11 protein-coding genes and 1 pseudogene are annotated in these 11,442 nt (G+C 71.3%); 3 read left to right on the forward strand and 9 right to left on the reverse strand.

Annotation, left to right across the window (positions count from 1 at the left end):
* A pseudogene (locus IZR01_RS43450) lies at window positions 1-288 on the forward strand (MFS transporter); the annotation flags it as partial.
* On the opposite strand, the gene IZR01_RS43455 reads toward IZR01_RS43450, so the two are convergent.
* Window positions 282-1,775 carry an NAD(P)H-hydrate dehydratase gene (locus IZR01_RS43455; RefSeq protein ID WP_194927239.1) on the reverse strand — a complete coding sequence of 498 codons (1,494 nt, stop codon included), beginning with the start codon at window positions 1,773-1,775 and terminating at the stop codon, window positions 282-284. The pseudogene IZR01_RS43450 and the gene IZR01_RS43455 overlap by 7 nt on opposite strands.
* 90 nt (window positions 1,776-1,865) lie before the next feature.
* Here IZR01_RS43455 and IZR01_RS43460 point away from each other — a divergent pair, with 90 nt between their 5' ends.
* Window positions 1,866-2,486, forward strand: a complete 621-nt coding sequence (locus tag IZR01_RS43460; protein WP_194927240.1) for a DUF1707 SHOCT-like domain-containing protein — start codon at window positions 1,866-1,868, stop codon at window positions 2,484-2,486.
* 119 nt (window positions 2,487-2,605) lie between these two features.
* Here the strand turns inward: IZR01_RS43460 and IZR01_RS43465 are convergent, their stop codons facing one another.
* Together IZR01_RS43465 and glmS are read right to left on the reverse strand one after the other, a co-directional pair.
* Window positions 2,606-2,956: a holo-ACP synthase gene (locus IZR01_RS43465; RefSeq protein WP_194895875.1), complete on the reverse strand. Its 351-nt coding sequence runs from the start codon at window positions 2,954-2,956 to the stop codon at window positions 2,606-2,608.
* Between the two features lie 8 nt (window positions 2,957-2,964).
* Window positions 2,965-4,854, reverse strand: a complete 1,890-nt coding sequence (gene glmS, locus IZR01_RS43470; RefSeq protein ID WP_194927241.1) for a glutamine--fructose-6-phosphate transaminase (isomerizing) — start codon at window positions 4,852-4,854, stop codon at window positions 2,965-2,967.
* A gap of 94 nt (window positions 4,855-4,948) precedes the next feature.
* Here glmS and coaA point away from each other — a divergent pair, with 94 nt between their 5' ends.
* Window positions 4,949-5,941 carry a type I pantothenate kinase gene (gene coaA, locus IZR01_RS43475; protein WP_323746424.1) on the forward strand — a complete coding sequence of 331 codons (993 nt, stop codon included), beginning with the start codon at window positions 4,949-4,951 and terminating at the stop codon, window positions 5,939-5,941.
* A 61-nt stretch (window positions 5,942-6,002) separates the two neighbouring features.
* Here coaA and IZR01_RS43480 read toward each other — a convergent pair whose 3' ends face one another.
* From IZR01_RS43480 to IZR01_RS43505, 6 genes are all read right to left on the reverse strand, one after another.
* Window positions 6,003-6,854 carry a hypothetical protein gene (locus IZR01_RS43480; RefSeq protein ID WP_194927242.1) on the reverse strand — a complete coding sequence of 284 codons (852 nt, stop codon included), beginning with the start codon at window positions 6,852-6,854 and terminating at the stop codon, window positions 6,003-6,005.
* A 14-nt stretch (window positions 6,855-6,868) separates the two neighbouring features.
* Window positions 6,869-7,384: a SigE family RNA polymerase sigma factor gene (locus IZR01_RS43485; protein WP_194927243.1), complete on the reverse strand. Its 516-nt coding sequence runs from the start codon at window positions 7,382-7,384 to the stop codon at window positions 6,869-6,871.
* A 334-nt stretch (window positions 7,385-7,718) separates the two neighbouring features.
* Window positions 7,719-8,558 carry a helix-turn-helix domain-containing protein gene (locus IZR01_RS43490; RefSeq protein ID WP_194895880.1) on the reverse strand — a complete coding sequence of 280 codons (840 nt, stop codon included), beginning with the start codon at window positions 8,556-8,558 and terminating at the stop codon, window positions 7,719-7,721.
* Between the two features lie 78 nt (window positions 8,559-8,636).
* On the reverse strand, window positions 8,637-9,431 hold the full coding sequence (locus IZR01_RS43495) for an ABC transporter permease (protein WP_194927244.1): 795 nt from the start codon (window positions 9,429-9,431) through the stop codon (window positions 8,637-8,639).
* Window positions 9,432-9,444: 13 nt separating this feature from the next.
* Window positions 9,445-10,407, reverse strand: a complete 963-nt coding sequence (locus IZR01_RS43500) for an ABC transporter ATP-binding protein (protein ID WP_438939644.1) — start codon at window positions 10,405-10,407, stop codon at window positions 9,445-9,447.
* A 17-nt stretch (window positions 10,408-10,424) separates the two neighbouring features.
* A complete protein-coding gene (locus IZR01_RS43505) occupies window positions 10,425-11,390 on the reverse strand; it encodes an ABC transporter permease (RefSeq protein WP_194895882.1) in 966 nt (321 codons plus the stop codon).
* Window positions 11,391-11,442: the final 52 nt, after the last annotated feature.

Genomic DNA, 11,442 nt, shown 5'->3' on the forward strand with positions numbered 1-11,442 from the left:
GCGTATGCGGTGGCGGCGGCCGGGGCGGTCGGCGTGTTGTCGAGCGCGATGGGGGTGCCGGCGACCGTCGTGATGCAGACCGAGTGCGACGACGCGTTCCGGGGCCGCGTGGGCAGCGTCACGACCCTGATCTCGTTGGGCATCGTGCCGCTGACGATGGGGCTGATGGGCGTGGCGGTGGGGCTGGTCGGCGTGTCGACGGCGTTCGTGCTCAGCGGATCGGTCGAGGCGCTGGCGTTGGTGTGCCTGGTGTCGCGGAGCTTCCGGACGGTGCGCGCGCCTCAGTGAGACTCGGCGGCGGGTCCCGCGGGACGAGCCGCTGTCAGAGCGTCGACGAGGTCGCCGGCGATGAGTTGGCGTCCGGGGTGGGCACGGAGGACGTCGAGCGCGGCTTGGCCGTGGAGGTAGGCGGCAGCGCTCGCGGCGTCGAGCGGATGCAGGCCGGCCGCCAGGAGGCCGCCTGCCAGGCCCGCCAGGACGTCACCGGAACCGGCGGTGGCCAGGGCCGGGACGCCGGTCCGGTTGACGCGGATGGCGGCGCGGCCGGTGGCGCCGTCGGTAGCACCGCCGGTAGCGCGGCCGGGATCGGCGATGAGGGTGGTCGAGCCCTTCAGCAGGACGGTGCAGCCGAAGCGGTCGGCGAGTTCGCGGACGGCGGCCAGGCGATGGGCCTCGATCTCCTCGACCGTCCAGGGCTCGCCGAGAAGCCGGGACGCCTCGCCGGCGTGCGGGGTGAGCAGCGTCGGATGCGAGCGGTCCAGGGGCTTGACCGCGGCCAGACCGTCGGCGTCGACCAGGACCGGGACTTCGGCGGCGAGCGCCGTGGCGACGCGGTCGGCGCGGTCCGGGCCGATGCCGGGGCCGACCACCCAGGCCTGGACGCGACCGTCGCCGATCAGCACCTCGGGGTAGCGGGCCAGGACGCCGTCGCAGACCTCGGGTTCGCCGACGAAGCGGACGGCGCCCACCCCGCTGCGCAGGGCCGAACCGGTCGCCAGGACGGCGGCGCCGGGGTAGCGCGGGGAGCCGGCGGCGATGCCGACGACGCCGCGCCGGTACTTGTTGCTCTCGGCGGAGGGCATGGGCAGGAGCGCTTCGACGTCGGCGGGCTCGAATGCTTCCAGGACCGGGGCGCCTTCGAGGTAGGGCGCCAGGCCGATGTCGACGAAGCGGAGGTCGCCGACGTGTTCGGCACCCGGGGAGATGAGCAGGCCGGGCTTGTAAGTGCCGAAGGTGACGGTGACGTCGGCGTGGACCGCCGGGCCGGAGACCTCGCCGGTGTCGGCGTCGACGCCACTGGGGAGGTCGACCGCGACGACGACGGAATCGGAGGGGATCTGCTCGAAGACCGCGGCCGCGGCGGGCCGCAACCCGCCGTGTCCCCCGATCCCGACCACACCGTCCAGCACCAGGTCGGCACCTGCGCCGTTGGCAGCGAAGCGCCCGAGGCGCCACTGGCCGGCCGCGCTCACCCGTCCGCCGGCGGCCCGCAGCGTCGCCAGGCCCCCGGCGTGCGCCCGCGCCTCGTCGAGCAGCACCGCCTCGACCGCGGCGCCGCGCCGGGCCAAGCGCGCGGCGGCGTAGAGCGCGTCGCCTCCGTTGTCTCCGCTTCCGGCGACCACGAGCACCCGCGCCCCGTAAACCCGTCCCAACAGCCGGACGCACTCCGAGGTCAGGCCCGCGACCGCGCGCTGCATCAGCTCGCCCTCGGGCAGGCGCGCCATCAGCGCCGCCTCCGCGTGCCGGACCTGGTCGACCGAGTGCGCCGTCAGCATGCTTCCACCCTGGCGTGTCCCGGGGCGGGGCGCCAACTGTGGTGGGCTCACCGCGACCTGCCCGCTGGACAATCGTCTAGGATCTCCGGCATGTCAGGGGAGGAACTATCGCGGGCCGAGTTGCGCGCGTCACATGAAGACCGCGACCTCGTCGTCGACCAGCTGCGGGTGGCCGCCGGGGACGGGCGCATCGACGGGGACGAGCTCGACCAGCGCATCGAGGCGGCGATGAACGCCCGGACGTTCGGCGAGTTGGACGTGCTGATCAAGGATCTGCCGGCGTCGTCGCGGCCGGCGCACCCGGCGCGCCGGACCGAGGCGGAGGCCTCGCAGAACATCGACATCACGCACGGGAACACGCACAAGCGCGGCGCCTGGCTGGTGCCGCGGCGGCTGAACATCGCGGTGCGGCACGGCAACGTCCTGCTCGACTTCACCGAGGCGGTGTTCAGCGGGGCGCGCGAGGTCGAGGTGGTGCTGGACGTGCGGCACGGCAACCTGCGGTTCGTCGTGCCGTCCGGGACGACGCTGGACACCTCGGGCTTGGCCACCCGGCACGCCAACCTCGGACAGCCCGATCTCGGGCCGGCCACGCCCGACGCGATCCGGCTGATCCTCAGCGGCCGGGCGGAGCACGCGAACCTGCGGGTGCGGCGGCTGCCGCGGTTCATGCAGCGGCGGCGCCAGCGGCGGGCACTGCCACGCGGCTGATTGCCGCGAGACTGGCTGCCGCGGGGCTGATTGCCGCGAGGCCGGCTGCTGCGGGCCTGACCGTCTCGGGGCCGACCGCCGTGCTGACTGCCGCGGGGCCGACTGCCGAAGGGTGAAAATCACCCCTCAGCGATCACCACCGCCGAAGCGATCCCGGCATCGTGCGACAGCGACACATGGAACGCCCGGATCCCCCGCTCCTCGGCGAGCGCCGCGACCGTCCCGGTCACCCGCAGCTCCGGGCGGCCGTCCGGCAGCGTCACGACCTCGCCGTCGTGCCAGCGCAGGCCCCGCGGGGCGCCGAGCGACTTGGCCAGCGCCTCCTTCGCCGCGAACCGCGCGGCCAGCGAGGCCGTGCCGCGCTCCCGTTCCGCGGGCGTGAACAGCTTCTCCCGCAGAGCCGGGGTGCGGGCCAACGACACCGCGAACCGTTCGACGTCCACCACGTCGATACCCACACCCAGGATCATGCGCGTCCTTACTCCACAGTGACCGACTTCGCCAGGTTACGCGGCTGGTCGACGTCGTAGCCCAGGGCGTCCGCCAACTCCGCGGCGAACACCTGGAGCGGGACGGTCGCCACCAGCGGCTGGAGCAGGATCGGCAGCTCCGGGACGTGGAACAGGAAGTCCGCGTAGGGGGCCACCACGTCGTCGCCGTCCTCGGCGATGACGATGGTCTTGGCGCCGCGGGCCCGGATCTCCTGGATGTTGGAGACGATCTTGTCGTGCAGCAGCGGCCGCTTGGGCGAGGGCACCACGACCACCACCGGCAGGTCCTGCTCGATCAGCGCGATCGGCCCGTGCTTGAGCTCGCCGGCGGCGAAGCCCTCGGCGTGGATGTAGGCCAGCTCCTTGAGCTTGAGCGCGCCCTCCAGCGCCATCGGGTAGCCGACGTGCCGGCCCAGGAACAGCACCGTGCGGGCGCCGACCATGGAGCGGGCCAGCTTGCGCACCGGCTCCATCCGGTTCAGGGTCTCGGCGATCGCCGCCGGGGAGTCCGACAGCTGGGTCAGGACCTCGGCGACCTCGTCGTTGAACTTCACCCCGCGCACCTGCGCCAGGTACAGCCCGACCAGGTAGCAGGCGGTGAGCTGGGTCAGGAACGCCTTGGTGGAGGCCACGCCGATCTCCGGGCCGCCGTGGGTGTAGACCACGGCGTCGGACTCGCGCGGGATGGTGGAGCCGTTGGTGTTGCAGATCGCCAGGACCCGGGAGTGCTGCTCGCGGGCGTGCCGGATGGCCATCAGGGTGTCCATGGTCTCGCCGGACTGCGAGATCGCTATCACCAGCGTGTCCTTGGTCAGGATCGGGTCCCGGTAGCGGAACTCGCTGGCCAGCTCGACCTCGACCGGGACCCGGGTCCAGTGCTCGATGGCGTACTTGGCGATCAGGCCGGCGTGGTAGGCGGTACCGCAGGCGACCACGATGATCTTGGTGATGGCGCGCAGCTCGTCCTCGGAGAGCCGCATCTCGTCGAGCTTCAGCCTGCCCTGGCCGTTCACCCGGCCCAGCAGGGTGTCGGCGACCGCCTGCGGCTGCTCGGCGATCTCCTTCTGCATGAACCAGTCGTAGCCGCCCTTCTCGGCGGCCGAGGCGTCCCAGGAGACGTGGAACCGCTTGCCCTCGACGACCTCGCCGTCGAAGGTGGTGATCCGCACCGAGCCGTCCCGGAAGATCTCGGCGACCTGGTCCTGGCCCATCTCGATGGCCTCGCGGGTGTGCGCGATGAAGGCCGAGACGTCGGAGGCCAGGAACGCCTCGCCCTGGCCGACGCCGATCACCAGCGGGGAGTTGCGGCGGGCGCCGACCACCACGTCCGGGGCGTCGGCGTGCACCGCGACCAGGGTGAACGCGCCCTGCAGCCGGTTCACCACCCGGCGCATCGCGGCGCCCAGGTCGCCGTCGCCGGCCTCGTCGAAGTCCCGGGCCAGCAGGTGCGCGACGACCTCGGTGTCGGTCTCGGACAGGAACGTCACGTTCTCGGCGGCCAGCTCGGCCTTGAGCCGGGCGAAGTTCTCGATGATGCCGTTGTGGATGACGGCCACCTTGCCGGTGAGGTCGGTGTAGACCCCGGCGCTGTCGCTGAAGTGCGGGTGGGCGTTGCCGTCGGTGGGCCCGCCGTGCGTGGCCCAGCGGGTGTGGCCCAGGCCCGTGGTCGACGCCGGCAGCGGCCGGACGTCGAGCTCCTTCTCCAGGTTCGCCAGCTTCCCGGCCTTCTTGGCTCCGGCCAGGCGGGCGTCGGCCCCGGACCGGTCGACCACGGCGATGCCCGCCGAGTCGTAGCCCCGGTACTCCATCCGACGCAGACCCTCTATGACGATGCCCAGGGCTTGCTGGGAGCCGACGTAACCCACGATTCCGCACATGGGCCAGAGCATAGTGGTATACCCGGTGACCTGGATTGGTACAGACCAATCGGGCCGCGAATCCGCACCACTACCGGTCGGTAGGCTTGGCCGGGTGACCAATGCCGCCCCGTCTGCTCCCAGCCCCTTCCTGGAGTTCAGCCGCGAGGAGTGGGCCGCCCTGCGCGACCGGACCCCGCTGCTGCTGACCGAGCCCGACATCGACCGGCTCCGCGGTCTGTTGGACGTCACCGATGTCGAAGAGGTGCGCGACGTCTACCTGCCGCTGACGCAGCTGCTGAGCATGTATGTCCGGGCCACCTCGCAACTGCGCGGCACGATCGCCGCCTTCGCCGCCGGCGCCAGGTCCGGCGGCGCGGACCGGCAGGGACAGTGGACGCCGCAGACCGCGCCGCCGTTCGTGATCGGCATCGCCGGCTCGGTGTCGGTCGGCAAGTCCACGTTCTCCCGCACGCTGCGCGAACTGCTGGCGGGCAGCCCGGACCATCCGGAAGTGGGCCTTATCACCACCGACGGGTTCCTGTATCCGAACGCGGAGCTGGAACGGCAAGGACTGATGGGCCGCAAGGGCTTCCCGGAGTCCTATGACCAGCGCGCGTTCCTGCGCTTCCTGTCGGCGGTGAAGTCCGGGCAGGAAGCGGTCCAGGCGCCGGTGTACTCGCACCTGGTCTACGACATCGTCAAAGACGAGGGCGTGGAGGTGAAGCGGCCGGACATCCTGCTGGTGGAGGGCCTGAACCTGTTGCAGCCGGCCCGCACCCGCGCCGACGGCCGGACCTCGCTGGCGGTTTCGGACTTCCTGGACTTCTCCATCTACCTCGACGCCCGGCGCTCGGATCTGAAGCGCTGGTACACCGACCGGTTCCTGGCGCTGCGCTCCACCGCCTTCAGCGACCCGCAGTCGTACTTCCACCGGTTCGCCTCGCTGTCCGACGACGCCGCGCGCGGCCTGGCCGCCGAGATCTGGACGTCGATCAACGAGCGGAATCTGATGGACAACATCCTGCCGACCCGGGGCCGGGCGCGGCTGGTATTGCGTAAGGGTGCTGATCACCGGGTGGAGCGGGTGCGGCTGCGCAAGCCGTGATCGCCGTTGCCGGACAAGGGGAAACGCGGGTCGAAGTCGAGTCTCGGCCCGCGCATCGTGATCACCGCTGATTCCCCCAGATCACCACCTGATCGAGTGCGGCCCGCAGGCCGGGAGCGCTCGCCATCTGGTCGAACTGCTCAGGGCTCAGGACCGGACCGTCCGGGTTGTAGCCCAGACGCGCGTGGTCGTCGGGGAACTCCGACTTGCCGTTCTTCCAGGGCAGCTCCTTGACCAATTCAGACATGCTGATGCCGTAGGTCCGCGTCGATCCCTTGGGGGTGAAGGTGTAGGCCACCTGGTTGTAGACGATCTCCGCCGGGTCGGTCAGATCGTGGGCGGCGGCGGAGGCCATGTTCCGCGCCTCGACGTCATAAGCCGAGATCGCCATGGAACCGTTGGCGAAGGTTCGGGCGCCGGCTCCCACGGGGAGAAGCGCCGTGGCCTTGTGGATGTGCACCGCGTCCACGAGCGTGGTCGGCCCGGCCGGCGGCGGGAGGTCCACGCCCGCGCTCCACTGCATCAAACTCGTGCCGCCGGTCGGGCCGGTGAGCACGAACATCTCGCAGAAGGCGCCCTCGGTGTTCTGGCAGGTGAGGGAATAGCCCGCCGGTAGGAAGGGACGCAGCGTCGTGAGCTCCCGCTGAATGGATGGCGAGGCCTGCGGGGCGGACATCGACGACCCCGGCCCGACCGGTGCCGCGCCGTCAGCGCCGGGCCGCAACGCCACCACCCCGGCGACCGCCACCGCGGCCACCGCACCGGTCACGCCCACGGCGGTCCACCGGTCGCGGCGGCGCCGGCCGTGCCCCCAGGCGACGGCCGGGCCGATCAGGTCCCGGGTGGTGGGCACGTCGTCCAGGTCGGCTTGGTCGAACAGGGCTTTGACCCGCTCGGTGTCCTGCTCCGTCATGGAGTCCTCCTTCGTCAGTCTTGACGGATGTCGTTGAGCGAGTCGCCGATCCGGGTCCGGAGCAGCGCCAGGGCCCGTGCCGTCTGGCTCTTCACAGTCCCCTGCGATATCCCGAGGGCGTCGGCGGTCTGCGCGACCGAGTAGTCGTCCCAGAACCGCAGCACCACCACCGCCCGGGCCCGGTCCGGCAGTCGGGCCAGCGCCTCGGTGAGCACGGCCACGCTGCCGTCGTCGAAACCGGCGCCGAACCCGGCGCCGGGCGCGGCCAGGTCCGGCACCGATTCGATCGGCACCGTCGCGAACCGCTTCTTGCGGTTGGCCGTCAGATGGCAGCGATACAGGACCTGTTTGGCATAGGCGTCCGGATACTCCACGCGCCGCACCCGGCGCCAGGACCGGAACATCTGCCCGAAGGCGGTCTGCACCAGGTCCTCAGCGCTGTGCCAGTTCCCGCACAACAGATACGCGCTGCGCAGCAGCTGTTTCTGGCGGCTCGCGGCGAACTCCCGGAACTCGTCCTCGTCGCTCATCGGCCCTGCCCTCCCGTGTCGTCGACCCCGCTCACCTGTACTCAATGCGGATCGGCGCGGATCGGTTGGAACCGTTGAGCAGGCCGTCTCCGATTTCTACAAGACACGGGCAGCCGCCACCGGTCATCCTGACGACCACGCCGGCCTCCCGGTGCGGGGGGACGGTACCGGGGCCGGCCCGGGCTGGGCGGCCCCGGTACCGCCGCGGCGCGGGTGGCCGGGGCGGTTGGGAAGAGACGGAGGGGTTTTCCGACGGGTTCGGTTCGGACCGAATGTTGCCAAGGCCGCGCCGGTGCCGGCCGGGGTGGACACGGCCGGCGCGCAGCGGCGGCCGTCAGCCCAGCAACACGCTGGTCACCCGTCCGGGAAGCCGGTCGAGCGCGGAGCCCGGTGGGGCGCCGCGCCGCAGCTCCGCCAACCGCCCCGGCGTCAACCCGGTGATCGCTTTGACGTCGTGCGCCAGGTGCGCCTGGTCGTGGTAGCGCGCCAGGATCGCGGCCTGGGCCCAGCTGCGGCCCGCTAGGTGCGCGCGCAGGGCGGTCTGTAATCGCAGCACGCGCGCCATCGCCTTCGGCGACATGCCGACCTGTTCCAGGAACCGCGCGCGCAGATGCCGATCGCCCCAGCCGACGTCTCGCTGGATGTCGCGCAGCGGCCAGCCGGCGGCCACCAGCCGGGTCGCCCGCCGCACCTGCCAGGCCGGCAGGACCGGCGAATCGGCGGCGCGCCGGGTCAGATACGCGTCGAGCCGGGCGAAGCGCGCCTCCCAGGTCGGCAGGCCCGCCAACTGCTCGACCAGCAGATCGCCCTCCCGGCCCAGCACCTCGCCCAGCGTCGGGAAACCGTCGGACAGCTCGGCCATCCGCAGACCGAGGATGTGGTGCGCGCCGGTGTGGTTGAGGGTGACTTCCATGCCGTGGATGCGGCCGCGGTGGCGGCCGACGGCCGCCACGGCCCGGCCGGCCGACAGGAACGAACCCCTTTGGTAGACACGGGATTCGCCTTCGGAGGCCAGGCCGATGCGGATCGGCTCGGCGAAGGCGATGAGGAGCGTGACGGCGCCGGAGGGGATCTCCAGGCGCGCCCGGGCGGCCGCGTCCGGGAGCTGGAAGCCGTGGTAGTGGTGCACCAGGCGACGCAGGACGGGAACAGGCTCGCGACGCACGCTTTCCATGCGCGGAGCCTATTCCCGAATGCGCGTTCTCACTCCGGACCGGTCAGGAGTTTGCAGATTCCTTTGCGATCCCGGGCATCACGCCGCTTCGCCGGATACCCGGAACGACTGCAACCGCCGCGTTCCGTAGCCCAGTGCCACGACGGTGAACACCACCGACATCAGCACCGACGTGCTCACCGTCAGGTTGGAGTTCAGGTTCGGCAGATGCCCGATGCCGTCGGCGATCCCGAGCTCGTACTGGCCGATCGACAGCAGCCGCAGACCGCTGACGAACCGGGTGAGCAGGCTCTCCCAGACCAGGATGTAGATCAGGGTCACGGCCACCGAGCGCTTGGTCACCACCGACAGGAACAGGAAGAACGCGCTGTAGACGACGGCCCCGACCGCGGCGGCGACGATCACGCCGATCGCCTCGGAGGTGTCGCCCTTGATCGGCGTGAACGTCATGTCCAGCGGGCCGGGGTTGTCGACGTAGCTGGAGGTGCCGATGAAGGCGGCGATCGCGATCGGGACGACGGCGAACACCAGGGTCGCTCCGCAGGCCACGATCCACTTGGTGAACATCACCGTGGCCCGGCTGACCGGGGTGGCCAGCAGGTGCAGGATCGAGGAGTCGTCGACCTCGGTGCCCAGCACCGAGGTGCCGATGATCATCGCGGTCAGCGGCAGCAGGGTGACCAGGCCGATCTGCCCGAGCACCACGCCGGGCCAGCCGAAGTCGTGCGAGCTGTTGATGTTGGTGGCCGCGCGCAGCCCGATGGTCAGGGCCAGCAGCAGCACCGAGGGCAGGGCGATCAGCAGCGAGCGGCGCCGGCCCAGCAGGCCGCGCAGCGTGATGGCGGCGATCGTGGGATTGAAGACGGTCGACATGGGTGTCAGCTCCTTACGACGCCACGAGATAGGCGAACACGGACTCCAGCGACTCGTCGGCGGGCAGCACGGTGCGCAGCCGCACGCCGTGCTCGCGCGCCACCGTCGCCAGCTCCCGGCTGAACGCGCCGTAGTCGCCGGCCCGCACCTCCAGGCCGCCGGCGGGATTCAGCTCCACGCCGTTCACCGACTGCCGGCCGATCAGCGCCGAGGCCAGCGTCCGGTCGTCGCTGGAGGCGACCTGGAACACGTGCGGGCGGCTGGTCATCAGCCGGCGGATGGTGCGGTAGTCGCCGGAGGCGGCCAGCCGGCCGGCCACGATCACCTGCACCGTGCCGCTGAGCCGCTCGACCTCCTCCAGGATGTGCGAGGAGAACACGATGGTGTGGCCGGCGTCGCCGAGCCGGTGCAGCAGGTCCATCATGTGCATGCGCTGGCGCGGGTCCATACCGTTGAACGGCTCGTCCAGCAGCAGTACCCGCGGTTCGTGGACGAGCGCGGCGGCCACCTTGATCCGCTGGCGCATGCCCTTGGAGTAGGTGTCGATGCGGCGGTCGGCGGCCTCGGTGTCCAGCTCGACCATGTGCAGCGCGCGGGCCACCGCGGCGGCCACGTCGGGCAGCTTGTGCAGCTTGGCCGTCGCGGTGACGAACTGCCGGCCGGTCAGGAAGGCGTAGACCGAGTCGCGCTCGGGCACCAGGCCGATCACCTGGTAGATGCCCGGGTTGTGCCACGCGGTCCGGCCGGCCACCGAGACCGTGCCGCGCGAGGGCGCCAGGAACCCGGAGACCAGGTGCAGCAGCGTGGACTTGCCGGCCCCGTTCGGGCCGAGCAGTCCGGTCACGCCGGGGCCGATGGTCATCGTGATGTCGTTGACCGCGACCACGTTGCCGTACCAGTGGGTCACGTTGTCCAGCACGATCTCGGCCGGACCGCCGTTCGGCGTCGGCAGCGGCCGCTCGGCCTCGCGCTGCACGGGGATTTCGTCGATGCTCACAGCAGGCTCGCCTTCTGGTAGCGGCGAATCAGGAGGAAGGCGGCCAGCGCGCACAGCACGACGAGCACGGCCAGGTACACGATTCCGAAACTGCCCGGGTAGGGGACGTCGGCGTTCTTCGGAGCGCTGCCGACCACCCACTCCTTGAGGCCCTCCAACAGGTTCGCGGGGTCCAGCAGTCCGGAGATCTTCGGGCCCATGCCCGGCGAGGACGGCTTCACGAAGTAGCCGCTGCCGTCCGGGCCGCCGTCGTGGACGTAGTGCGGACGGTAGCCGGTGAGGCGGACCATCGCCGAGGAGATGACGTAGGTGCCGAAGAAGAACACCGCGACGGCGCCGGTGGCGAAGGCGCGGCGGCCGGTGAAGCAGGACAGGACGGCGGCCAGGATGCTGAACACCACCGAGTAGAGCAGCGCCAGCTCCAGGCCGGGGATGAAGGCCCGGGTCTCGCGCCAGACGGCCGAACCGCCGTGCAGCGAGCCGATGGTGCCGACGTAGAGCATGATCTCCGGGGCCGCGGTGAGCACCAGCATCGCGGTGATCAGGGCACTGACTTTCGCGATCGGATAGTCGGTGCGGCGCAGCGGCCGGGAGAAGTACAGCGGCAGCGTGCGGTTGCGGATGTCGCGGGAGATCAGCTCCGGGGTCACGGCCGCCAGGTAGAGGACCAGGACGAGCTGGAAGCTGTACATGTACTCGTCGTAGCGGATGGCGTGGACGCCGGTCTTGGACACCGAGAAGGCGTTCGCGATGGCCGGCAGGGACATGATGACCAGGGCCATGAAGGGCACGATCTTCGCGCGCGGGCCCCGGCCCAGGCCCCAGGCCGAGCGCAGGCTGTGCCAGTACAGGGCCCGGACGATGCCCAGGCGGCCCACGCGCTCGCCGGAGTAGGTGCGGTAGCCGATGTCGTGGATGACGCCGGACGGCGACGGGCCGGCTGTGGCGGTGTCGCTACTCATGGTCGGTCTCGCTCTCGGCTTCGGCGGCTGCTTCGGCGGCGGGGGCTGGGGG

Source organism: Catenulispora pinisilvae, from assembly GCF_015356865.1.
GTDB classification, from domain to species: Bacteria; Actinomycetota; Actinomycetes; order Streptomycetales; family Catenulisporaceae; genus Catenulispora; species Catenulispora pinisilvae.